Annotated in this window: 26 protein-coding genes; 10 read left to right on the forward strand and 16 right to left on the reverse strand. The window is 64.0% G+C overall.

The features are described from left to right. Nucleotides 1–3 precede the first annotated feature (3 nt). The 4 genes from A3CW_RS0104170 to A3CW_RS0104185 all read right to left on the reverse strand — a co-directional run bounded on the left by A3CW_RS0104170 (nt 4) and on the right by A3CW_RS0104185 (nt 2,751). The gene (locus A3CW_RS0104170) at nt 4–411 is read right to left on the reverse strand and encodes a DUF2000 domain-containing protein (RefSeq protein ID WP_028202441.1); all 408 of its coding nucleotides are present in this window, start codon (nt 409–411) and stop codon (nt 4–6) included. A 94-nt stretch (nt 412–505) separates the two neighbouring features. Next, entirely contained in the window at nt 506–1,363 is an 858-nt protein-coding gene (locus A3CW_RS0104175) for a sigma-70 family RNA polymerase sigma factor (RefSeq protein WP_028202442.1), read from the reverse strand. Next, a complete protein-coding gene (locus tag A3CW_RS0104180) occupies nt 1,360–1,836 on the reverse strand; it encodes a carboxymuconolactone decarboxylase family protein (RefSeq protein WP_028202443.1) in 477 nt (158 codons plus the stop codon). Before A3CW_RS0104180 ends, A3CW_RS0104175 begins: the two co-directional genes overlap by 4 nt. 144 nt (nt 1,837–1,980) lie before the next feature. Further along, complete coding sequence (locus tag A3CW_RS0104185) at nt 1,981–2,751, reverse strand: alpha/beta hydrolase (protein ID WP_028202444.1); 771 nt, start codon at nt 2,749–2,751, stop codon at nt 1,981–1,983. A gap of 179 nt (nt 2,752–2,930) precedes the next feature. On the opposite strand from A3CW_RS0104185, the gene A3CW_RS0104190 reads away from it, so the two are divergent. Continuing rightward, nucleotides 2,931–3,542 carry a TetR/AcrR family transcriptional regulator gene (locus A3CW_RS0104190; protein WP_035512260.1) on the forward strand — a complete coding sequence of 204 codons (612 nt, stop codon included), beginning with the start codon at nt 2,931–2,933 and terminating at the stop codon, nt 3,540–3,542. Here the strand turns inward: A3CW_RS0104190 and A3CW_RS0104195 are convergent. Beyond that, a complete protein-coding gene (locus A3CW_RS0104195) occupies nt 3,527–4,303 on the reverse strand; it encodes an SDR family NAD(P)-dependent oxidoreductase (RefSeq protein WP_028202446.1) in 777 nt (258 codons plus the stop codon). The genes A3CW_RS0104190 and A3CW_RS0104195 overlap by 16 nt on opposite strands. Nucleotides 4,304–4,492: 189 nt before the next feature. Between A3CW_RS0104195 and A3CW_RS0104200 the strand changes: the two genes are divergently transcribed. Further along, a complete protein-coding gene (locus A3CW_RS0104200; protein ID WP_028202447.1) occupies nt 4,493–5,392 on the forward strand; it encodes a LysR family transcriptional regulator in 900 nt (299 codons plus the stop codon). A 60-nt stretch (nt 5,393–5,452) separates the two neighbouring features. Here the strand turns inward: A3CW_RS0104200 and A3CW_RS0104205 are convergent, their stop codons facing one another. Genes A3CW_RS0104205 through A3CW_RS45185 form a run of 4 tightly spaced genes read right to left on the reverse strand, consistent with a single transcriptional unit; the run spans nt 5,453 to nt 7,760 of the window. Beyond that, complete coding sequence (locus A3CW_RS0104205) at nt 5,453–6,085, reverse strand: LysE family translocator (protein WP_028202448.1); 633 nt, start codon at nt 6,083–6,085, stop codon at nt 5,453–5,455. Between the two features lie 28 nt (nt 6,086–6,113). Continuing rightward, nucleotides 6,114–7,082, reverse strand: a complete 969-nt coding sequence (locus A3CW_RS0104210) for an MBL fold metallo-hydrolase (RefSeq protein ID WP_035512263.1) — start codon at nt 7,080–7,082, stop codon at nt 6,114–6,116. A gap of 21 nt (nt 7,083–7,103) precedes the next feature. Further along, nucleotides 7,104–7,427, reverse strand: coding sequence for a glutathione binding-like protein (locus A3CW_RS54240; RefSeq protein ID WP_081771514.1), 324 nt, complete (start codon nt 7,425–7,427; stop codon nt 7,104–7,106). 42 nt (nt 7,428–7,469) lie between these two features. Beyond that, the gene (locus A3CW_RS45185; protein WP_245623529.1) at nt 7,470–7,760 is read right to left on the reverse strand and encodes a hypothetical protein; all 291 of its coding nucleotides are present in this window, start codon (nt 7,758–7,760) and stop codon (nt 7,470–7,472) included. A 108-nt stretch (nt 7,761–7,868) separates the two neighbouring features. On the opposite strand from A3CW_RS45185, the gene A3CW_RS0104225 reads away from it, so the two are divergent. Both A3CW_RS0104225 and A3CW_RS0104230 read left to right on the forward strand, forming a co-directional pair. Further along, on the forward strand, nt 7,869–8,837 hold the full coding sequence (locus A3CW_RS0104225; protein WP_028202450.1) for a LysR family transcriptional regulator: 969 nt from the start codon (nt 7,869–7,871) through the stop codon (nt 8,835–8,837). A gap of 150 nt (nt 8,838–8,987) precedes the next feature. Continuing rightward, nucleotides 8,988–10,007 carry an alcohol dehydrogenase gene (locus A3CW_RS0104230; RefSeq protein ID WP_028202451.1) on the forward strand — a complete coding sequence of 340 codons (1,020 nt, stop codon included), beginning with the start codon at nt 8,988–8,990 and terminating at the stop codon, nt 10,005–10,007. 58 nt (nt 10,008–10,065) lie between these two features. On the opposite strand, the gene A3CW_RS0104235 is transcribed toward A3CW_RS0104230, so the two are convergent. Further along, nucleotides 10,066–11,832 (reverse strand): SulP family inorganic anion transporter, encoded by a 1,767-nt coding sequence (locus A3CW_RS0104235; RefSeq protein ID WP_051481216.1) that lies wholly within the window; start codon nt 11,830–11,832, stop codon nt 10,066–10,068. A gap of 408 nt (nt 11,833–12,240) precedes the next feature. On the opposite strand from A3CW_RS0104235, the gene A3CW_RS0104240 reads away from it, so the two are divergent. Beyond that, on the forward strand, nt 12,241–12,825 hold the full coding sequence (locus tag A3CW_RS0104240) for an ANTAR domain-containing response regulator (RefSeq protein ID WP_028202453.1): 585 nt from the start codon (nt 12,241–12,243) through the stop codon (nt 12,823–12,825). A gap of 20 nt (nt 12,826–12,845) precedes the next feature. Then, nucleotides 12,846–13,967 carry a CmpA/NrtA family ABC transporter substrate-binding protein gene (locus A3CW_RS0104245; RefSeq protein ID WP_028202454.1) on the forward strand — a complete coding sequence of 374 codons (1,122 nt, stop codon included), beginning with the start codon at nt 12,846–12,848 and terminating at the stop codon, nt 13,965–13,967. Between the two features lie 24 nt (nt 13,968–13,991). On the opposite strand, the gene A3CW_RS0104250 is transcribed toward A3CW_RS0104245, so the two are convergent. The 5 genes from A3CW_RS0104250 to A3CW_RS0104270 all read right to left on the reverse strand — a co-directional run bounded on the left by A3CW_RS0104250 (nt 13,992) and on the right by A3CW_RS0104270 (nt 18,126). Further along, nucleotides 13,992–14,285, reverse strand: coding sequence for an antibiotic biosynthesis monooxygenase family protein (locus tag A3CW_RS0104250; RefSeq protein WP_028202455.1), 294 nt, complete (start codon nt 14,283–14,285; stop codon nt 13,992–13,994). 59 nt (nt 14,286–14,344) lie between these two features. Then, nucleotides 14,345–15,454 carry an NAD(P)/FAD-dependent oxidoreductase gene (locus A3CW_RS0104255; RefSeq protein WP_028202456.1) on the reverse strand — a complete coding sequence of 370 codons (1,110 nt, stop codon included), beginning with the start codon at nt 15,452–15,454 and terminating at the stop codon, nt 14,345–14,347. A gap of 161 nt (nt 15,455–15,615) precedes the next feature. After that, nucleotides 15,616–16,731, reverse strand: a complete 1,116-nt coding sequence (locus A3CW_RS0104260) for a porin (protein WP_081771515.1) — start codon at nt 16,729–16,731, stop codon at nt 15,616–15,618. Nucleotides 16,732–16,924: 193 nt separating this feature from the next. Continuing rightward, nucleotides 16,925–17,284: a protocatechuate 3,4-dioxygenase gene (locus tag A3CW_RS0104265; protein WP_028202458.1), complete on the reverse strand. Its 360-nt coding sequence runs from the start codon at nt 17,282–17,284 to the stop codon at nt 16,925–16,927. Continuing rightward, on the reverse strand, nt 17,281–18,126 hold the full coding sequence (locus A3CW_RS0104270; RefSeq protein WP_028202459.1) for a gallate dioxygenase: 846 nt from the start codon (nt 18,124–18,126) through the stop codon (nt 17,281–17,283). The genes A3CW_RS0104265 and A3CW_RS0104270 overlap by 4 nt, the downstream gene beginning before the upstream one ends. Before the next feature lie 373 nt (nt 18,127–18,499). On the opposite strand from A3CW_RS0104270, the gene A3CW_RS45190 reads away from it, so the two are divergent. Together A3CW_RS45190 and A3CW_RS45195 are read left to right on the forward strand one after the other, a co-directional pair. Continuing rightward, nucleotides 18,500–19,240: a GntR family transcriptional regulator gene (locus A3CW_RS45190; RefSeq protein ID WP_051481217.1), complete on the forward strand. Its 741-nt coding sequence runs from the start codon at nt 18,500–18,502 to the stop codon at nt 19,238–19,240. Between the two features lie 40 nt (nt 19,241–19,280). Continuing rightward, nucleotides 19,281–20,540 carry a LysR family transcriptional regulator gene (locus tag A3CW_RS45195; RefSeq protein WP_051481218.1) on the forward strand — a complete coding sequence of 420 codons (1,260 nt, stop codon included), beginning with the start codon at nt 19,281–19,283 and terminating at the stop codon, nt 20,538–20,540. Nucleotides 20,541–20,607: 67 nt separating this feature from the next. Here the strand turns inward: A3CW_RS45195 and A3CW_RS0104285 are convergent, their stop codons facing one another. After that, nucleotides 20,608–21,492, reverse strand: coding sequence for a bifunctional helix-turn-helix transcriptional regulator/GNAT family N-acetyltransferase (locus A3CW_RS0104285; protein ID WP_028202460.1), 885 nt, complete (start codon nt 21,490–21,492; stop codon nt 20,608–20,610). Between the two features lie 131 nt (nt 21,493–21,623). On the opposite strand from A3CW_RS0104285, the gene A3CW_RS0104290 reads away from it, so the two are divergent. Further along, a complete protein-coding gene (locus A3CW_RS0104290; protein WP_028202461.1) occupies nt 21,624–22,214 on the forward strand; it encodes an isochorismatase family cysteine hydrolase in 591 nt (196 codons plus the stop codon). A 176-nt stretch (nt 22,215–22,390) separates the two neighbouring features. Beyond that, on the forward strand, nt 22,391–22,942 hold the full coding sequence (locus A3CW_RS0104295; protein WP_154677852.1) for a hypothetical protein: 552 nt from the start codon (nt 22,391–22,393) through the stop codon (nt 22,940–22,942). Nucleotides 22,943–22,945: the final 3 nt, after the last annotated feature.

Genomic DNA, 22,945 nt, shown 5'->3' on the forward strand with positions numbered 1-22,945 from the left:
CGTCTACTGATGCAGCGCCAACCCCTTCACGGCCTTGTCCACCGCGTTTTTCGGACCGTATAGCGCGATTCCCACCAGATCGGGATTCTCCGGGTCCTCGGCGCGAAAGACCTCGCGGTTCGCCGCGTCGTGGCCCGTCGAAAACATGGCGTGCACATACGGCACGATCGTGAGTTCGCGCGACACGCCGCGCCGCAGCGCCGCCTGCAGACCCTCGACATCCGCGCCATAGATCATCATCGGCTGGCCCAGCATCCTGCCGTAGCGTTGCCCGCGCGCGTCTTCGTAGGGCTCGCCAAGCGCTTCGGGCACCGCCGCCGCAATGCCCGTGGCGAGAAACGCGGTCACATTGAGCTTCTGCCACACCGCGAGGTTTTCCCGCACGACCAGCGCGACTTTCGTATCGAACATGCTGCCTCCTTTTTCGAGGCAGTCATGATCCGCGAGACGCGGCGGCGAGTCTGGAACGTTTGTGCACGGCGGCGGCGTCCGCAAAGCGCGCGTCTCAGTGCAGATGCCGCAGCTTGTCCGGATTGCGCATCACGTAGATGGCCGTGACCTTGCCGCCTTCGATCTCGAGCGCGGTGGTCTGCAACTCGCCATCGGCCTCGCGCGTGACAAAGCCGGGCAGTCCGTTGATGAAACCCGCGCGCACGAACGTCGAGCCATTCTTGCGAAACAGGTCGGCTAGCTGCGCGTGCAGCTTCATCACACGCTCGAAGCCGAACACCGGGTGGCCGAGCGCCGGGCGCTTGCCGCCGCCGTCCGCATGCAGGCTCACGTCGTCGGCGAGCATGGCGCCCAGCGCGCTCATGTCGCCGCTGCGCGATGCCGCGAAGAACGCCTGCGCCAGTTCGAGGCCGCGCCCTTTCTCCACATGAAAACGCGGGCGCGCTTCTCTCACGTGAGCGCGGGCGCGCGCCGCGAGCTGGCGGCATGCGGCGCTCTCGCGCCCGATCGTGGCCGCGACTTCGTCGAACTCGAGCCCGAACACGTCGTGCAGCAGGAACGCCGCGCGCTCGAGTGGCGAAAGGCGTTCGAGCGCGAGCATGAGCGGCAGCGTGACGTCCTCCTGCTCGTCCTCTTCGACGACCGGGTCGGGCAGCCACGGACCGACATAGGTTTCGCGCTGATGCCGCGCCGACTTGAGCTGGTCGAGACACATGCGCATCACCATGCGGCGCAGGAAGGCCTCGGGCACGCGCACCTCGTCGCGCTCCACGTCCGCCCAGCGGATGAACGCATCCTGCACGATGTCCTCGGCGTCGGCGACCGAGCCGAGCATGCGGTACGCCACGCGGATCAGCTTGCGCCGCAGCGGATCGAAACTCGCCGCGGCGTCCCTCAGGCCCGGGTCCGTCATGCGGCGACCATCTTTTTGGCCATGGCCTTCGCCGCCGCCGGATCGACCCACAGGCCGAAGCCGACCGCAAGGCGGTTCCAGCCGTTGATCACATTGATCATCAGCGTGAGCTTCACCTGCTCCTCCTCGGTAAAGTGGCCGGCGAGCGCCGCGCGCGCCTCTTCCAGCGCATGACCCTCGCAAAGGCGCGTGAGGGCCTCGGTCCAGCCGAGCGCCGCGCGTTCGCGGTCGGTGTAGCACGGCGCCTCTTTCCACGCGGATAGCAGGTAGAGACGCTGTTCGGTCTCGCCTTCCTCGCGTGCGTGGGCGGTATGCATGTTAAGACAATTCGCGCAGCCGTTGATTTGCGACGCGCGCACCTCCACCAGCGCAATGAGGCTCGGCTCGAGGCTCCCGGACACGGCGAGCGAAGTGCCCATCCAGGACTTCATCAGGGTCGGGGCGGCGGCGAACAGGTCGAGCTTGGCAGTCATGGTTCCATCTCCTTTCGGTTGGGTTGCCATGACATGACGAGACAGCCTGGGCCGCGTGTGACATTGGGGCGAAAAAAGTTTCGGCGCGGCAATTGTGCCGCCTCGACCAGTAGCGCGCGGCCGGAGGCGGCGAGTCACGCTGCATCACTCTTTGCCGGACTGCGCCGCGGCTTGCTCGATGACCTTTGCCACTTCCGCCGGATGCGACATGTAGACCACATGGCTCGAGTTGATCTCGACCGTCTTGCTGCCCGCACGCTGGGTCATGAAGCGTTCCAGATCGGGATTGATCGCGCGGTCCGCCGTCGCCACGACAGCCCAGCTCGGCTTCGTTCTCCAGGCGGCGTGCGTGATCGGAACGCCGAACGACTGTGCGGCGGGCGTCACCTGCGAGATGGCCATGAAGCGGGCCTCGGCGGCGGGCAGGTCGGCGGCGAAATCCGCGTGGAAATTCGCCGGGTCGATATACAGGTGGCCGTCGGCCGTGGCCTTGATCGCCTGGGTGGCCGGCGGCGTCTTCTTCGTCAGTTCGAGCGGCGATTCTCCCGTATCCGGCTGGAACGCGGCCACATAGACGAGACCCGCGACCTTGTCGTCGTTGCCCGCCTCGGTCACGACCGCGCCGCCGTAGCTATGGCCGACGAGGATACTCGGGCCATCCTGGGCATCGACGACACGGGTCGTCGCCTTCACGTCGTCGTCGAACGACGTTTCCGGCTCCTGCACCACGGAGACCTTGTAGCCGTCGCGCGTGAGGATCTTCGACACGGCCTGCCAGCCCGAACCGTCGGCGAAGTAGCCGTGCACGAGCACGATGTTTTTGACCGGCGCGGCCGTGGCGGCCTGCGCGCCGAGCGCGGCGGCGGAAAGGGCAACAGCGGCGGCGATGCAGGTTACGTATGAGGAAATCTTCATTTTGATGCTCCGGGGAGTGAGGTGATTTGAGAACTCGACAGGCATTGCCTGTTCGATGTAGCCATCCTACTAGTAGGATGGTAGAAAGGCAAGAAAATTGTTGGAGTGGCTTGGGGGTGGCAATTGGTCCCCGGTCCGCGTAAGCTATCGGTAATTCAACCGACTAGATGGTAGGCGAAATGACAGTAAGTGGAGAACTGACGGCCGACAGGATCATTGCGGCGGGACGGCAACTCATCATGCGGCGCGGCTACAACGGGTTTAGCTACGCCGACATCGCGGATGCGATCGACATTCGCAAGGCCAGCATTCACCACCATTTCCCCGCCAAGACAGATCTCGTCGTCGCCGTGCTGAACGAGTGGCAGGAAGCGCTCGACGCCGATGTGGCGGCGCTGGAGGCGAGCGGCGCTGACGCCATCGCACAGCTGCGCGCCTACATCGGCCATTGGGAGCGCTGCATTGCGGACGACACGGCTCCGTTCTGTGTCGCGGGCATGCTGGGCGCCGAGCTCCCTTCGCTGCCCGAAGAAGTGGCTCAAGGGGTGAAGACGTTCTTCGATCACCTGACTGCGTGGCTTGAACGGGTGCTCGAAGCCGGCGTGAACGGCGATCTCCTCAAACTGGATTCGTCGGTTCACGCCGAAGCGGCCACGCTCGTCTCGCTGGTCTATGGCGCCATGCTCGCCGCGCGGGCGTATGCGAACGTCGAGCTGTTCAAGCAGGTGACCGAGGGCGCGGTCGAAAGACTGGTGAAGCCTCGCAAACGCACGCGTCAGGCGATCGAGTAGCCGCCGTCGGCGACCAGAGCGTGGCCCGAAACGTAGCTCGAGTCGTCGGAGGCGAGGAACGCCACGATCGTCGCCATCTCTTGCGCCGAGCCCCAGCGGCCGGCCGGCGAGCCGGCGGCGAACTGCTGCTGCACTTCGGCCGATGGCCAGATGCCGCGATGATGGAACGGCGTCTCGATCAACCCCGGGCACAGTGCGTTCACGCGGATGCCTTGGCGGAACCATTCGATCGACGCCGATTTGGTCATGCCGACTACCGCGTGCTTGCTGGCGATATACACCGACGCGTTCCCGAAGCCGATCAGCCCGCCCATCGAGGCGTTGTTGATGATGCTGCCCGAGCCTTGCTCGAGCATGACCTGCGCTTCGTATTTCATCGAGTTCAGCACGCCGCGCACGTTCAGCTCGAAGACCATGTCGAACCTTTCGGAGTCCTGTTCGATGAGCGGTGCAAATACGCCCTCGGTTCCCGCATTGTTGAAGGCGATGTCAAGGCGCCCATAGGTCTGCACCGTGTAGTCGACGAGACGCTTGATGTCGGCTTCTTTCGAAACGTCCGCCACGAAGGCCGACGCTTCGCCACCCTCGGCCGAAATTTGCTCCACGAGCTGGTCGAGTTCGTCCTTGCGGCGCGCCGCCACGACGACCTTTGCGCCGCGGTGGGCGAGTTCGACAGCCGAAGCCCGGCCGATACCGGAGCTTGCGCCGGTCACGAGCGCAATCTTGCCTTCGAGCTGCCGTTGTGTGTTGATCATGTTCATGATGTCGTCCTTTGTTCCAGTGGAGATTGCGCAGGGTCTGGCGCGCTGTTCACGGCTACGTTGCCTCACGCCTGGAACGAAGTATGGACAGCCGGCGCTCGAAGATGAATGGAATAATCACGCATTCACAATTCCTCATTTGGGAATTTTCCACGACAATGAGTCATCACTCTCAGTGCAGGAACAATCATGCTCAATCGCCTTGATCTCCTGAGGATCTTCCTGGCCGCCTCGTCGTGTACGAGCTTTCGCGAAGCCGCCGCGCGACTCGGCGTTTCGCCGCAAGTGGTCACGCGTGCGGTGCGTGAGCTGGAGGAGCAACTGAGAGAAACCCTGTTCCACCGGAATACGCGACGCGTGCAGATCACGACGTTCGGCCAGTCGTTCGCCGCCCATGCTCAGGCTGCGCTCACGGGCGTCGACAGTCTGTTCGGCCAGGCAAGCATCAGTGACGACGCAATGGGCGTTGTGCGCATTACCGCGCCGTCAGCCCTGGGTCGCTACTACGTACAGCCGATCCTGATGGAATTGATGGCCCGTCATCCCGGTCTGATTGTCGACCTCAGACTCTCGGACGCCCCCTCGGCCGTCGTGGACGAGCAGATCGACGTAGGCGTGCGCGTGGGCGCAATTGGCGACAACCGGTTTGTCGCACGTGCTATCGGTCCACTACCGGTATGGACAGTCGCCTCACCGGCATTGATCCAGAGAGTAGGAGAACCAGGGAACCTGAAGGACCTCGAAGCGCGGCCTGTGACGTGCCTGATCGACTCCGCAAGCGGTCGTCCGTGGCCATGGATGTTCCGCGGAGAACGTCACTTCCAGCCTTCTGCGCCCGCATTCGTAACCAATGACACTTCTGTGGAAGTCGAAGCGGCGTGCGCGGGAATTGGCTTCAGCCAATGTACCGAATATCTGATTCGGCCTTACGTTCAGCGAGGTCAACTCGTCCGGCTTCTACCCCGCCTCGATCCCGAGCCCTGGAAACTATTCGTTTACCGTCCCCAACGCGGCCCGGTATCGAGGCGAATTCGTGTCGTATTCGACGAGCTGGTCGCCAGTCTTCCCGTGGCAACGTTGCGTGAGTAGCTGGCGCGCGCTCTGAAGAACGAACGTCAGTTCAACACGAAAGCGAATACTGAAACCCGGCTAGACACGCGTCGCCAGCAGTTTGATCCCGGCGATCCCGAATACGACGGCCAGGCATCCTTCCAGCGCGCGACGGGTCCGCACGTACATCCTGCGAGCCGAATCCGTCGAAAAGAGGACGGCATAACCGCCGAACACCAGGCATCCGATGGCCGCGCAGCCGGCGATTACGGCACCATGGGCAGATCCCGTGCCGTTCGACGACAGCGCGACGATGGAAACCCACACGAGGATCGCTTTTGGATTGGTGAGATGGAGCATCGCGCCGCGGAGGTAGACGCTCGTCAATGTCGGTGCTCGTTCCACCTTCTCTACCGAGGCGGCGGCGGTCGAAAGCGCATTGCGGCCGGATTTGAAGGCGAGCCACAAGAGATATAGACCACCAAAGATCTTGATTGCGATGATGAACTGGGACCAGGCGATCAGGGCAGCCGACACGCCTAGCGTGGCCACCGTCGCCCAACACATCGATCCCGAGATGACACCGAGTGCGAACATCATCGCCGCTTTACGGCCGTGACTGGCCGCGATGGACAAGATTGCAAGGTTGCTCGGCCCGGGACTCGCGGTGCCGACGAAATACGCCGCATAGGCAAGCAGCAGGTTGGTCGAGAAGAAGGCGTTTCCAGTCATGATGGGAAGAGGCTGAATAGGTCGTTAGTCAAAGAACGAAGCGCTTGCCCACCGCAGACGATACGACTCGATCCTTGAACCGTGTCGCCAGTGCGCCGATTGCCCGCCAGCCGGTGCAATGCGCGGGGGCGATCAGTGCAAGATTGAACGGTTCCAGCGCTTCGACAGTGTCCGGAATGATGCTTTCCGTTGCACCTGATAAATGGAAGCCGCCCAGCACTCCGTAGATCGGCACGTCGGGGAAGCGATTGCCCGCATGAGTCAATACGTTGATGAGACCTGCGTGTGAACAGGCTGTAAACACGAATAAACCCTTGTTAGCGATATGCACGGCAACATATCGTTCATCCACGAGCGTTTCGTCCAACTCCCATTCACCGTCAGGGCCAAGCCTGTGCTGGCCGGGCATGCCGCGCTCGAAGCTTGTCACACGCGGGATTTCTCCGCTGATGTAGAACGACTTCGACAGAACCGACTGTTCAACTCTCGTAATAACGAGTTCCGCACCGTTACCGGCAAGCACCTGCTGTCCCGGAATGTCCTCCATCGGCATCATGCGGCCCTGCGGATTCCTGACCGCTCGCGATGCGAACATCTCTGGATGCATATAGGTTGGGACAGGCTTTCCACCGTTTGCCAGCGTGATCATCTGCAACGCCCGTGGCATTGCAGCGGCGTGATCCCAATGCCCATGGGAAAGCACCATCGCGCCGACCTTGCCGAGGTCGAGGCCGAGCCTGACGACGTTACGTTCGAATACCCACTCGTCGGGCCCCGTGTCGAACAGAAGCGAGTGCGAGGTGTCGCCAGTTCGGGCGGTAATCAGACAGGACAAGCCGTGAGCGGCGCAACAAAGACATCCTCCACCAAGCCATTTCATCCCGCGCCGCCAGGCCCCGGCAACCTCCGTTTCCACGTACGGTGGATTCGATGAAAGGATGTCGGTAACGTTATCGACGATGACCGTAATCTCCAGGCTGTCGATTGACTCAATCATCTCTGCACTCCTTAGTACTGATCAGTCCCGCAGCAAACCTTCCGCCAGCAGTGCTGCCCTGACGCGCGGGCGACCCGCCGCACGTTGCTGAAACGCGGTGATCGCGGGCAGCGGCGATAAATCCATGCCAACGTGCCTTGCCCAGTTTGTCACGGTGAAAAGATAGGCGTCGGCTACCGAGAATCGCTCTCCCAGCAACCATGGCTGGTGCGTCAGGGAGCAACGAGTTAATTCATCGACCAACGGCGCTGCAGCCCGGCACGCTCCAGCGCTTGCTACTGGGGGGAAGGCGGATTCAAGAGCTTGCTCAACGGCTTTAGCGGGCCTATTGGGAGGAGCGAAAATGTCATCAAGTGCGTTTGCCCCAAGGGCAGCGCCTCGAGCATTTCATGCGCTTGATTGACGTCCGTCACGTTCAGGATGAACACCACCCCAAGTCCGGTCTTGCAGTGAATACCACTGGTCAATCTTGCCCTCGAGGTAGAGCTGCGCCGTCTCGCGCACTTCGGTCGGAAGAATGCGTTGGACAAGTTGCATGTCCGTGCCTGGCGGAAAAGTGCCAATCGCCAGAATCTTCGTGGTTGGCGTGGCAGGCATAGGCGTGGTTTGCGACATGGAAACTCCAGCAAAAGCGACCAGCACAGCGGCTATGGTCAAATTAAGAAGAAGGCGTTTCATTCAGCGTCCCGTTACCGTGGTGTGAGCCGCCAATGCTCCGGCCCAATGGCTGGTGCCAAGGTATCATCGCTATTCGCAAGCGGCTATTCATCACATTGTTGACGGGCCATGAAGCAGAACTTCACAGTCAGGCAGGGCGCGCTGGACGGCGTGGAGGTGTTCCTGCGCGTTGCACAGCATCGCAGTTTTCGCAAGGCGGCCGCGGAGCTCGGTGTGACGCCCTCGGCTATCAGCCAGACGGTGCGTGTACTCGAAGCGCGCATTGGCGCGGCGCTCTTCATCCGCAACTCGCGCAGTGTCGGCTTGACCGAAGCCGGCGAAAAGTTTTTCGCGCGCGCCAAGCCCGCCTTCGAGGAACTGGTCGCCGCCAGTGAGGTGGCGCGTGGACTCGGCCAGCGGCCGGCTGGATTGCTGCGTCTCTCGGCGCCGCGCGCGGTGATCCCCACTCTGCTGGAACTGGTCACATCGTTCTGCCGGGCTTATCCCGAGGTCGAGGTGGAGCTTGCTGCGAGCAAGGAGGTGACCGACCTTGCTGCCGAAGGATTCGACGCCGCCGTCCGGCAGGGGCATCTCGTTGCTCCCGACATGGTCGCGGTGCCAATGACGCCGCCATTCCGTCTCATCGTCGTCGGCAGCCCTGCCTACTTCGCCGGGTTCAACCCGCCGACGCACCCGAACGACCTGCGCCAGCATGCCTGCTTGCGATGGCGGCGGTCCAACGGCGCGCTTGCCCTATGGTCGTTCAACGACGAAGACCAGCCGATCGAGATCGCCGTATCCGGTCCCCTCATTGCCAGTGACTTTCCCACCGTGCTTGCCGCTGCGTTAGAAGGCCTGGGCCTCGCCCAGGTCCCCGAGCCTCTGGCCGCTGCCGGGTTGAGATCGGGAGAACTGACCGAGGTGCTAGAGGCCTACGCGCCCGTGAGGCCGGGGGTATTTCTCTGCTATCCGGACCGCCGGCAGGTCATGCCGAAGCTGCGCGCGTTCATCGATCATATGAAGAGCCGCACGACGGGCGATGGAAAAGTTCGCGTAAATGCTGACGCGAAACGCGCGGGGTCGCGAAAAGGAGGCTGATTCCGCAAAGCATTCACCAACGCCCAACGCTAACAAACATCCCCCATGCCGCGCAACACGAAGCGCGTGCACCATCGTCCTACAATGTCGCAGTAGCCACACTTCGCCACGACATCATCGGCGCAAACCTCACTTTCCCAGGAGCAGACGATGCCAAAGATGCACGTAGTGCAGGTAGCAAAACCGGGCGCCCCTCTCGAACTGGTCGAGCGCGATATTCCCGAGCCGCCCGAGGGGCACGTCCTCGTCAAGGTGCAGGCCTGCGGGATTTGCCATAGCGATTCGCTCACGAAAGAAGGCCAGTGGCCCGGCCTGCAGTTTCCTCGCGTGCCCGGCCATGAAATCGCCGGCGTAGTCGAAAAGCTTGGCGCGCGCGTCGACGATTGGAAGGTCGGACAGCGCATCGGCGTGGGCTGGCACGGCGGCCACTGCGGCCATTGCGAACACTGCCGCCATGGCGACTTCGTGCTCTGCAAGAACGGGCAGATTCCCGGCATCAGCTACGACGGCGGCTATGCCGATTACATGGTGGCCCCGCAGGAAGCGCTCGCGCGCATGCCCGACGACCTCTCCGACGTCGACGCCGCGCCGCTCCTGTGCGCCGGCATCACCACCTTCAACGCGCTGCGCCACAGCGGCGCACGCGCGGGCGATGTCGTGGCGATCCTCGGCATTGGCGGTCTCGGCCATCTCGGTGTGCAGTACGCCCGCAAAATGGGCTTCGTCACCGTGGCCATCGCGCGCGGGCAGGACAAGGCGCCGCTCGCGAAACAGCTCGGCGCGCATCACTACATCGACAGCGCCTCGCAGGACGTCGCGCAAGCCTTGCTCGCGCTGGGCGGCGCGCGCGTGATCCTCGCCACGGCCACGAGCGGCAAGGCCATGAGCGCTGCGCTGGGCGGCCTTGGCCTGAACGGCAAGATGATCATGGTCGGCGTGTCGCAGGAGCCGGTGGAAGTGCCGATCACGCAGTTCATCATGGGCCGCCACTCGGTGCAGGGCTGGCCCTCTGGCACCGCCGCCGATTCTCAGGAAACCCTGGCATTCAGCGCGCTCTCGGGCGTGAAGCCGATGATCGAGGAATATCCGCTGTCGCGCGCGGCGGAAGCCTATGAGCGGATGATGAGCGGCAAGGCGCGCTTTCGCGTGGTGCTCAAGCCCGGCGCCTGAGTGGCATCGAGGCGAAGTGCGGTGCGGTGCTGCGAGGCCGGCGCCGCACGACTTTGCACTACCGTCCCGCTTGCGGCCCGGCTTCGTCCTTCGCGAGGCCGGTCTCGTCGACATAGCGATCGACAGCACTGCTTACGGTCGGATCGAAGCGGTCCGGGCCGATGTCTTCGAGCAAATCGAAGCGCTTGAGCTTGTCGCGCACCGGGTCCTTCATCTCCGCAAAATGCAGCGCGATGCCCTGCTCGCGCAACGCGTGGGCCAGTTCGCGCAGCATGTCGGCAGACGTGACGTCCACACTCGTCACGGGCTCCGCCGCCACCACGACACGCCGCACCGGCGTGGGCGACGCTTCCACCGCTTCCATCAGGCGCTGCTGGAACAACTCGGCATTCGCGAAGAACAACGGCGCGTCCCAGCGAAACAGCACGAGTCCCGGCGTGCGCACCGCTTCGGGATAGCGCTCGATGTCGTGATAGCCGCGCACCCCCTCCACGCGGCCGAGCACCGCGAAATGGGGCCGCCAGCCGTCCCAGAGGAATTCGATCACGGCGATCAGGACGGCGAGGCCAATGCCGGGGATCGCCCCGAAAACCGCGACCGCCACGAAGCAACCGATCGACAGCCAGAACTCCCACTGCTGGATCCGGTAGATGCGTTTGAGATCCGTGATTTCGAACAGCCCGAGCGCGGCGGCGATCACCACGGCGCCGAGCGCGCTATTGGGCAAATAGCGCAACAGATTGGGCGCGACCAGGAGCAGCACCGCCACGGCGAGCGCACCCACTACGCCGGTTAGCTGCGTGCGGGCGCCTGCGGCTTCGGCAACCGGCGTGCGCGATGAGCTACTGCTGATCGGGAAGCCCTGGAACAAGCCGGCCGCGAAGTTCGCCACGCCGAGTCCCACCATCTCCTGGTTCGGGTCGACGCGCGCGTGAAAGCGCGCCGCATAGGTGCGCGAGAGCACACTCGTATCGGCGAAGGCGATCAACGCGACGGCCGCGCCGCCCAGGACGATCTTGACCAGGTCCGCGTTGGCGACCCACGGCAGCGAGAGTCCAGGCAAGCCCTGGGGAATCGTGCCCAGCACTTTCACGCCCATGGCGTCGAGATGGAAGAGACTGACCGAGAGCGTGGCCACGACCACGGCGATCAGAATGCCGGGCACTTTGTCGAAGCGCTTGAGCACGAGGATCAACACGAGGCTTCCCGCGCCCACGGCGAAGCTGTACCAGTTGGCCTCGCCGCGCGCGAGCGCCTGGGCGAGGCTGAGCAGGTCTCTCATCGGGCCCTGCTCGTCGATGGAGACGGCGAAGAGCTTCGGTAACTGGCTGATGAGCACGGCGAGCGCAATGCCGTTCATGTAGCCGTATCGAATGGGCTTGGACAGCAGTTCCGTGATGAAGCCGAGGCGCAACAGCCCCATGACGACGCAGACGAGCCCGGAAACGATCGCCATCATGCTCGCCACGCCGATGGCGCGTGCGGGGTCGCCGCCTGCGACCTGCACCACCACGGCGAGTATGGGCGCGGCAAGCGCGGAGTCGGGGCCGAGCACGAGAATGCGGCTGGGCCCGAAAATGGCGTAAGCCAGCAGCGGAATGATCGTGGCATAGAGACCGTAGACACCGGGCACGCCCGACGCCGCCGCGTAGGCAATGCCGACCGGCACGAGCATGGTGGTCAGCACCAGTCCCGCAGCGAGATCGTTGAGCAACCAGGCGCGTTGATAGGTCTTGAACAACGTGACGCCGGGCAGCCAGCGCAGCCAGGGCCGACTTGCGCTTGCACTGGCGGGCTGCGCGTGGGGGGATACGGGTCTTTCCATTTCCATTGGCCGGTTAATTGTCGTGGGAATGCTGGCGCTGGGAATCGTGGAGCCGACGGCGTGCGCTAAAAAGCATAGTTGAAATAGGCGTGTCACAAAAGCCGCACTCCGCTGTCTTGCCCTGGGGATCCTGAGCCCTGATGCACGCGACCCTTCCGCACTTTTTCGGGCATCGCCCGCCGGCGCTGCGCCAACCGGGTGCGCCGCAGCGACTACCGCACTGCTGCGGTGCACAACGCGTTGCGCTCCGCATTTCCGCACGGCGCGCCCGAAACCCCATCCGGCACGGCTTTGCGGACAACGGACAAACTGGCACGCACCTTGCTGAATCCTCATGCGCGCCCAGCGATGGCGCGCAATGCACCGATTAACCGTCGAAGACGTCATGCCGACGACCACCGAATCCCCATGCTGCGCGTACTACTCGTAACCGACACCGACAAGCCTATCGGCGACCTGCGCGACGCGCTCGCCAAGCTCGGCTACGACATGCTCGCCGAGCCCGCGACGCCGCAGGCGCTGCATCGCGTCGTCGAGCGCGAACGGCCCGACGTCATCATCATCGATACGGAGTCGCCCTCGCGCGACACGCTCGAACAGCTCGCGGTGATGAACGCCACCGCGCCGCGCCCGGTGCTGATGTTCAGCCACGACGCCAACCAGCAACTGATCCGCTCGGCCGTGAATGCGGGTGTGACCGCGTACCTCGTGGAAGGGCTCGCGAGCGAGCGCCTCGCGCCGATCCTCGAAGTCGCGCTCGCGCGCTTCGCCCAGGAAGCGCAGTTGCGCGAGCGTCTCACGCAGGCCGAGAACGAACTGGCCGAGCGCAAGCTGATCGACCGCGCGAAACGCATCCTGATGGAGCAACAGAAGCTGACCGAGCCCGCCGCCTACGCGGCGCTGCGCAAGCGCGCGATGAACCAGAGCGTGAAGCTCGCCGAGGTCGCCCGCCAGATCGTCGCGCTCGCGCAAGCCCAGGAACGACCCGATTGAGCAGGAACGAAGCGCCGCCTATGAACGCCACCCCCACCCTCGCCGCGCCCGAGAAGACCCATCTGAAGATCGGCTTCGTGCCGCTCGCCGACGCCGCGCCGCTCGTCGCCGCGAAGCTGCTGGAGTTCGGCCACGCGCACGGCCTCACGCTCGAACTCTCGCGCCAGCCCTCGTGGGCCGCGCTGCGCGACAAGCTGCTGTCCGGCGAACTCGACGCCGCGCATTCGCTTTACGGGCTCGTGTATGGCGTGCAGCTCGGCCTGGGCGGCCCGCAGACCGACATGGCCGTGCTGATGGTGCTCAACCGCAACGGCCAGGCAATTTCGCTCTCGAACCGTCTCGCGGATGCGCTCGCCGAACACGGCTCGCTGCCGCGCGCGCTCGCGACGCTAGCGCGCAAGCCCGTGTTCGCGCAGACCTTCCCCACCGGCACGCACGCGATGTGGCTGTACTACTGGCTCGCTTCGCAGGGCGTGCATCCGCTGCGCGATATCGAGAGCGTGGTGATACCGCCGCCGCAGATGGTGGCCGCGCTCGCCGAAGATCGCCTCGACGGCCTGTGCGTGGGCGAGCCGTGGCCAGGGCTTGCGCAGCAGCGCGGCGTGGGACGCACGATCATCGCGAGCGGGGCGATCTGGCCGGATCATCCCGAGAAGGTGCTCGCCTGCCGGCGCGATTTCGTGGAACGCCATCCGAAGACGGCGTGCGCGCTCGTGCAGACGATGCTCGAAGCGTGCCGCTGGCTGGATGGCGAAGGCAATCGGCGCGAGATTGCGCAGTGGCTCGCGCGCCCGGAGATGCTGGGTGTAGACGCCGCGCTGATCGCGGCACGGCTCGAAGCGGACGCGGCATCACGCACGCCGGGCATGAAGTTCTTCGAGGAAGGCCGCGTCAACTATCCGCACGAATCCGAAGGCGTGTGGTTTCTGACGCAGTTCGAACGATGGGGCATGCTTGCGCGCCGAAGCGACTACCGCGAGATCGCGCGCGGCTTGAACCAGACGGCGCTGTACGGGCAAGCGGCGGCGGCGATGGGAATCGCGCTGCCGGCCGGGACGGCCACCGCGCCGTTCGTCGATGGACGCGTTTGGGACGGAGAAGACGCGGTGGGATATGTGGAGGGGTTCGGTATCAAGGCGTAAGCGCGGCTGGCCGCGCTCAGCCTGTCACTTCACGACGACCTGCGTATGCCCCACGACAGGCGGCTTCTCGAAGTACGGACCGACGAGGCGCCGCCATTCCTGAAAGTCATCCGACTCGCGAAAGTGCACCATGTGATCCTCGACGGTATCCCACTGCACGACGAGCACATACTGGTTCGGCTCTTCCACGCCGCGCTGCAGTTCCACGCTGCGGCAGCCGCGTGCGCGGTGAAAGAGCGGCAGCGCCTGCGCCACGTTTGCCTCGAATTCGGCGTTCTTGCCTGCGCTCACCGTGATGTGCGCCATCTCGTAGACCATCCTGTTCTCCTTGTGATTCGTGTTGATTTGCGTTGATTTGCGTTGATCCGCTACTGCAGTCAGTGTGTGTTCAGCCGGTCGATCACTTCGTCCGCGATCGCGAGCGAAGCCGTCAGCCCCGGCGACTCGATGCCGTAGAGGTTCACGAGCCCGCTCACGCCGTGCTCGCGCGCGTCCTGGATTACGAAGTCGCCGCCGTGCTTGCCCGCGGCCAGCTTCGGGCGAATGCCAGCATAACCCGGTTGCAGCGCGTCGTCAGGCAGCGCGGGCCAGTAGGTGCGAATCGCCTCGTAGAATTTCGCCGCGCGGCCCGGGTCCACGGTGTAGTCGATCGTGTAGATCCACTCCACGTCGGGACCGAAGCGTGCCTGGCAGCCAAGGTCGATCGTCAGGTGCACGCCCAGCCCCCCTTCCTCCGGCACCGGATAGATGAGCCGCGAAAACGGCGCCGCGCCCGCAAGCGAGTAGTAATTGCCCTTCGCGTAGCGCCCCGGCGGGATCGATTGCGCCGGCACGCCTTCGATGCAAGCCGCGACCGGCTGCGCGTAAAGGCCCGCGCTGTTCACCACGCGCGTGGCGAGCAATTCCATCGGCTCGTCGCCGCCTACTTTCAGGAGCGTCGGCCGGCCTGGCCGCGCGAGGCCGCCCGTGACCGGCGAGCAAAACGCGAGCATGCCGCCCGCCGCTTCGAAGTCGCCCTGCAGCGCGAGCATCAACCCGTGGCTGTCGACGATGCCCGTGGAGGGCGATTCGAGCGCCGCCACGCACTCGAGCGCGGGTTCCCGTGCGCGCGCCTCGCCGCGGTCGAGCCAGCGCAGGTCGTCCACGCCGTTGGCGGCCGCCGCCGCGCGAATCGCACGCAGCGCGTCGAGTTGCCCTTCGTGCGTCGCGACGATGAACTTGCCGCAACGGCTGTACTCCACGCCCTTCTCTTCGCAATACGCGTAAAGCTTGTGCTTGCCTTGCACGCACAGCCGCGCCTTGAGCGAGCCTTGCGGGTAGTAAATGCCCGCGTGTATCACTTCGCTGTTGCGCGAGCTGGTGCCCGTGCCGATGGCGTTCTCGCCCTCGACGAGGACCGTTTCCCAGCCCTGCTGCGCGCACGCGCGCGCAACCGCGAGACCGACCACGCCCGCGCCGATCACGACGCAATCGACCGTATCCATCATGAAACTTCCTTCCTCGTCACACGAGTGCTGTTTCGACTGGCGCTATTTTGCCCAAATCGCTCGCCTTCCGTGAAAGGATGCGCACCATGAAAAAAACGCCGCCCGATCGGTCGATCGGGCGGCGTCAAACAACTACCGGAGATGATGAAGCTAGCGGTGCATTAGAAGTGCGTATGCAGGCCCACGCGCGCAACCGCCTGGCTCTGACCGCTCGAAGCGCCATCCGAGGAGTTCATGCCGTTGATCTGCGCAAGACCGCCCGAGCTGGCGCGCTGGTACACGCCCAGCACGTACACGCTGGTGCGCTTGGAAAGCGCGTAATCGACGATCGCCGCGACCTGGTGCGCGTGATTGTTGTCGACCACGTCGTTGCCCTTCATGTACATGTACGACGCGCCGGCGCTGAGTGCAGGCGTGAAGTTGTAGTGCGCGCCCACCGAGCCCTGATACACCGAGCCGCCGTTGGCCGAGTTGTGCACGGTGGTGAAGAGCGCGTTCGTGATCCAGCCGCCGAAACGGTAGTGCGCGCCGATACCCCAGTTACGCACGCTCACGTCGCCTTCGCCCGTCACGACCGTCTTGAGGTTCGTATAAGCCGCGTTCACGCCGAACTCATGCGCCGAGTAGTTCAGCGCGAAGCTCGTGCCGTTGGCCGTACCGATCGAGCCGGCCACGCCACCGAAGCTGTACATCGCGCCCGCGCTGAAACCGCCGAACGTCGGCGACAGATACTTCACCGAGTTGTTGACGGTTTCGCCAGCCATGCGGTCCCAGTCGAACGACCCGGTCGGGTTGTTCGGCAGCGCGAGCTTCTGGAACGGACCCGCGCGGAAATCGTAGAAGTGGCCCGAGAGCTCCGCCGGATCGTTGCCCGCGAAATACAGCGAGTCCGTCATGAAGTCGTACTGGTTACCGAGCGTGAGCTTGCCCAGCTTGTCGTTGCTCAGACCCAGAATCGACGTACGGCTGAAGAGACTCTTGTTCGGCATGAAGGCGCCGTTGTCCACCTGGAACTGGTTGACGAGCTGGAAGAAGGCCTTCGTGCCGCCGCCCAGGTCTTCCGTGCCGGTCATGCCCCAGAGGTTCGGGCCGTTCACGCCGTCGTCCATCTTGACGTTGTGCTTGCCGCCCTGGTTGCTCACGTAGGTAATGCCCGTGTCCATCATGCCGTAGAGCGTGACACTGCTTTGCGCGAACGCCGGTGCAGCGCATGCCATCACACCGATGGCCCCCGTAATCGCCAATGCAATTTTTTTGTACTGCTTATGATCCTGCATTCTCCAAGTCTCCTGTTTTGAACAAACCTGTTTATTCGAGCATCGAAGGTTAGCGCTCTCGCCGCCCCGAGATCTGGCGAGCCGCAAGCAAGCGCGCGGCATGTGGGGCCACGCGGGTCAAACGCGCTCGAGTGGGCGAAGCGCCCGCCCGAACGCAAAAGCGATTCAGGACATCAATCGGTCAGGCAAACGCTCAGACCGCGTCGGGCACCTTGCGCGTCTTCAGGAACGCTTCGAGGGTTTCGCCGCGCATGCTCGCGTACATGCCAAGATTCGTGATCTTCACGACGCGCGCGAACTTTTCGAGCACGAAGAAGCACACGCCGTATTGAATCAGGCCGAGCCAGTCCGTTGCGTCGACGAGCGCGCGCTCCTCGCTGGTGAGCGCGGCGGCATCGTAGGCGGCCTTGCGGTCGCGCAGCCACAGTTCGCGCGCTTGCGGCAGGCGCATTTCCCAGAAGAAGCGATTCAGGCGCATGGCCTTCATGCTCTGGCGAATGTCGAAGGGGTACGTGCCCGTCAGTTCCTCGATGCCAACCAGTTGCGGATTCATTGCTGGCCCTCTTCCTCGTACACCGTGACCGCCATCGCCGTGCTGGTCGCGAGATAGTAATTGCGATGGACTTCGCGGATCTTGCCGCCCAGCGCCCCGCGCATGGCGAGCCACATGATCGTCTCCACGCTTTCCGCGCCGCCGAGGCGCACGTAGTCCACGTGCTTCATGCGTGCGAGGCGCTCCGGATCGTTCACGATCAGGTCGAGGAACTCCATGTCCCATTCGGTGTTGTTGTAGCCGCTGCGCTCGCCGTGCACCTGGTGCGAAAGCCCGCCCGTGCCGACCACCACCACGTCGAGATCCTGCTCGAACGATTCGATCGCGCGGCGCAGCGCCTGGCCGATCCGGTAGCAGCGGTTGGCCGTGGGCAGCGGATACTGGAGCACGTTCACCTGGATCGGCACCAGCGCCGCGGGCCAGCCGCCTTCGTGCGGCAGCATGAGCGAAAGCGGCGAGTTGCAGCCATGGTCGAGCGGCTTGTCCTGGAAGATCGTGAGATCGAACTCGTCGTTTACGAGTTGCTCGGCGATATGGATCGCGAGATCGGGGTGACCCGCGATGTCCGGCAGCGCGCGCTTGCCCCCGCCTTCGTCGGCGAACTCGTGCCTGGCAGAAACGCCCAGCGCGAACGTCGGGTAGCAGTCGAAGAAGAAGCTGTTGGCGTGGTCGTTGTAGAACATCACGAGCGCGTCCGGCTTGCGACCGGCGAGCCACTGCGCGACCGGTTCGTACCCCTGGAAGAGCGGCGCCCACGCGGGTTCTTTCTGCTTGCCCTTGTCGTATGCCATGCCGATTGTCGGCACGTGCGATGTGCCGATGCCGCCCACTATTCTTGCCATGATCTTGCCCTCTGCTGCTGTTCATGCGGCGCACTCGCGCCGCGCTGGACCGGATGCGTCGACAGACGCCTTCGATCCAGCACTTGGGATACGAAATTACAAAAACGCCGCCCGAACCGTAAGCAAGGGTTAACCACGAATTTTTCCCTTTCCCTCATGAATTCAAGGCTTGTGCGCGCTTGCGCACACTCGGCCGATCGCGCAAACCCGCGCGCCGCAACGGTTTTTGGTATCCTGAAACACCATTGCGGGAACTGCGGCCGATCCGGCCCGGCAACCCTCTCATAAACGAAACAGATATCAAAAGAACGAACTCGCAAGGGCCACGCGCGCCATACGCCGCGCGCCTCGCCTGTTGCGATTCACGCATGACATGAACGGGACGACCCAGCAAACCATCGTGCAGGCGCTGCGCACGCGCATCCTCTCCGGCGAACTCGAGCCCGGCGAGCGGCTCGTCGAGGCGCAGCTCGCCGAGCGACTCGGCATTTCGCGCACGCCGCTGCGCTATGCGCTGAGTGTGCTCGCGACCGAAGGCCTCGTCGAGCGCTCGGGCGCGCGCGGCTACACCGTGCGGCGCTTTTCGGTGACCGACGTGCTCAACGCGATCGACGTGCGCGGCGTACTCGAAGGGCTCGCCGCACGCACGGTTGCCGAGCGCGGCGTGGACGCGGCGCTCGCGCGCGCGCTCGAAGACTGCCTGCGCGAAGGCGACGCGATTTTCGCGGCCGGCGTGCTCGACAGCGAAGCGGAAACGCGCTACGCCGCGATGAACGGCCGCTTCCACGCACTGATTGTGCAAGCGGCGCACAATCTTGCGGTGAGCGCCGCGCTAGGGCTCAACGACAAGATTCCATTCGTCTCGCCGGGCACGGTGGTGTTCGACAAGGCCGCGCAGCAGCGCCAGTTCATGATGCTTTCGTATGCGCACCGCCAGCATCACGCCATCGTCGGCGCGCTCGTGAACGGCGAAGGCGCACGCGTCGAGGCGCTGATGAAAGAGCACACGCATATTTCGAAGGAGAGCCTCAATCTCTCGGTTGACCGGCTGCATCTGAGCGCGGCCGGCAACGCCGCCGCCGCAGTTGGCACGGTTGCCACGGTCGCCGCATGAGACACGGCGCGTATCCCACCCAAAACGACATGATCGAGCCGTGAGCCAGCCCGAACTCCTGAACCTCGCGCATCTGCGCGCTTTTCGCCTCGTTGCCGACACAGGCAGCGCCACGCGCGCCGCTTCGGCCCTGTATCGCGCGCAATCGGCCGTCACACGCTCGGTGCAGGAACTGGAGACGGCGCTGGGCGCGCCGCTCTTCGAGCGCAAGCCTTCGGGCATGCTGCCCACGGCCGTGGGCCGCGTGGTGCTCGAGCGCTGCGCGCGCATTTTCGGCGAACTGGAAGAACTCGCGCAGTGGTGCGCCGCGCGCCAGGCGCGCCGGCGCGCGTTGAGCGAAGGCACGCTGCCCGCGTATCTGCTCAACACGCGGCGGCTGCAGCTATTCGTCGCTCTCGCGCGGCACCGCCATATGCCGAGCACGGCCAATGCATTCGGCATCAGCCAGCCCGCCGTGAGCAGCGCGATGCGCGTGCTCGAAAGCGGCTCGGGTGTCACGCTCTTCCATCGCGGGCCGCGCGGCGTGCTGCTCACGGCCGAGGGCGAGACCTTCCTGCTGCACGTGCGGCGCGCGCTCAACGAACTGCGCCACGTGCCCGACGATATCGCGGCGCTGCACGGCAACATCCAGGGCGCGGTGACGGTGGGCGCGCTGCCTTTGGGCCGCACGCTGATCCTGCCGGCCGCCATCGCGCGCCTTTCCGCGCAGCATCCGGGCGTGCGCGTGGTGACCGACGAAAGCGCTTATGAACTGCTCGTGGCGGGCCTGCGCGCGGGCGACGTGGACTTCGTGCTCGGCGCGCTGCGCGAAAACGATGCGGCAAGCGGCCTGGGCAACGAACGATTGATGTCGGAGGACATGGTCGTGCTCGCGCGGCGCGATCATCCGCTCGCGAAAAAGCACGGCCTCGCACTGAACGATCTGCGTGATGCGCAGTGGATACTTTCGCGCACGCATTCGCCCTCGCGCGGGCTGCTCGAAGCGCAGTTCCGCCGCGTGAAGCTCAAGCCGCCCCTGCCCACCGTCGAAACCGCCGATCTCGCCGTGATTCGCGGGCTACTGCTCGGCACGGACATGATCACGGCGCTCTCGGCGCAGCAGTTGCACTACGAAATCGAATCGGGGCAGTTGGTGATTCTCGACGTGCCGCTGCAGCACACGCGCCGCGATATCGGGCTTACGCTGCGCGCGCAGGGCTCGCCCTCGCCTGCGGCACGCGCGCTGATCGACGCGATCCGGCTCGCGGTGATGGATGTTGCGCCCGCAACGCGCGTGGTGGAGGGGCGGCGCGCGGGGTGAATCCGCACCTGCATGAGACGATCATCAGCGACAATCGAAAGTCCGTAGTGCAAAGCGTTGCGGTCGTTCAGTCCAGGCGCTTTTCAAACCAGTGATGGGCATACGGTTCGGCGTTGAATGCATCGACTTCGACGAATCCTGATTGCCGATATAGCGATATCGCCTCGCGCAGAGTTCGATTCGTCTCTAGACGGATAACGCGCGCTTTGGCCTGCCGGGCACGTTTCTCCGCCTCGGCAATCAACCGGCGGCCGACGCCCATGCCGCGCGCGGAAGGACTCACCCACATTCGCTTGAGTTCGGCCGGGGACTTCTTGTGAAACTTCAGCGCGACGCAGCCGATCGGGTCTCCATGGAGTCTCGCGACGATCAACGCACCTGCGGGCGCCGTCAGTTCGAGAGCATCTGCCGACAGGCTCATGGACGGGTCGAATCCTGCTTCAAAGCGCTGGTCGAGTTCGCCGAAATACTGTTCAAAACACCACCGCGCGTCATCGCTATCAGGGTTCTCAAGCGCAAAATGCACGAGCGATGCCTGTAGCAAACGCTCGACCTCAGACATGGCTTCAATCAGTCGCCGACGCTGCTTGTCGCCGAGAGGTTCGAGCACGCGTAAAGCGACCGCGTCGGAGAGCCGTTCGAGTTCATCCCTTTCGACGAGACCCTCCTCAGTCAGGCACGCCCGGCGAACCCGGCGGTCGTTCGAATCAGTGAGGACAGCGACAAGTTTTTGCCGCTCAAGTGACGCCAGGGTACGGCTGACATAACCCGAATCAAGATTTAGCCGCGCGCGAAGCGTACGAATATCCGCTCCTTCGACACCGATCTCCCACAGCAGGCGCGATTCACCCATCGGGCGGCCTCGTCCGAGGAAATGATCGTCGATAGCGCCGATGCTTTCAGCGACGATGCGATTAAAGCGACGAATCTGGGGAATCGAGGACGAGCTCATATCTCTGACTTTAGTCAGAGATATTGCATCCGTCAACCTCGAGCCGAGGAATGCGGTTCTTTCTGCGCGGGACCGGCCGTGGTTGAAATGGAGGCGGTAGTATTGCCAGCGGATATTGAGTGGGGGCAGCCGTGAATCAGGAAAACGCGTTAGATGGTGCGGTGGCAATCGTGCCGGCGCAAACCGCGCTTCTCGTCATGCACTATCAGACCGACATTCTCGGGCTCTTCCCCTCGGTCGCGCCGGCCTTGCTTGCCAATACGCGCAAGCTCTGCGACGCGGCGCGGACCAAAGGCGTCAGCGTTTATTTCGCCAACCTCCGCTTCAGTCCGGGCTATCCGGAAGTCAGCCCATTGAACAGGAACGGGCAGGGAATCAAGCAACTCGGTCTCTTCGTCGACGACCAGACCTCGCCGGAGTTGGGCCAGCGGGCTTGCGAACCGGTCATCGTTGCGCACCGGGCCAGCGTGTTCTTCGGCACCGATTTGCAGGCGCGACTTCTCGCACAAGGTGTCGATTCGCTGATTATGGTCGGCATTGCATCGACCGGCGTTGTGCTGTCGTCGGTCGCGTATGCGAGCGACGCGGACTTCCGCCTGTACACGGTCAAGGACTGCTGCTACGACCCAGATCCGGTGGTACATGAACATCTGTTCTCCACCGCATTCGATTCGCGCACCACGGTACTCTCGCTCGCGGACGCCTTGCTGCTGCTCGCCTAGACGTTCGGCGTCCGCTCTCGAACCCATCTGGGCCAGTCGAGTGACCTCGATCGCACGGTTCATGCAACGGCGGAAAAGCGATCCGTTGACGTCATTCGAATCGCGCCGAGACACGCATGCATTGCCCCACTCGTTGACTCGACACGTGCGATGCCAGGGTTAACCTCGATAAATATATGCATAACGCACGCCGTAATACTGATTCTTACATCGAGACTGGCCCGTTGGAGATGAGAACGCTAACGTTTGCGCAAAGACTACGGGTAGCCGGGGACCACACAATCACTTTCCGGAGTCATTGCGCTCGCATCACGCTCGCCGCTTTTGTCGGCATCCTCGCGGGATGCGGAGACGCCGTTTCGGATTCGGACATCCAGTTCGTCACGGCCGCAATGCCGGCGCAATTCGAGGCGTTCCGCATGTACGGCGCGGTCCCCTTTCGCGACGGCTCACCCGGTTTGTCCGCTCATGCCCCAGCCCGGCTCCAGCAGGGCTGCGAGGCGGTCGTTCGTTCGGCGAAGGGCAGTTTTCGCGAGTCGGTGGTCCTCGATAGCGAATCGGCCGAGTACTTCGAACTCGATGTTTCGCGTACGGCTGACGGATGGACTGTGACAACCGACAGCCTTGCCGCACCGAGCGGCAACTCCGTGGGGCTTCGCACCCAGTTCACGAACTGCCTGACTGCAATCAAGGACAAGCTGCGGGCCCAGCCGGACTCGATACAGTGAGCC

It is taken from the genome of Paraburkholderia nodosa DSM 21604, from assembly GCF_000519185.1.
Lineage (GTDB): Bacteria > Pseudomonadota > Gammaproteobacteria > Burkholderiales > Burkholderiaceae > Paraburkholderia > Paraburkholderia nodosa.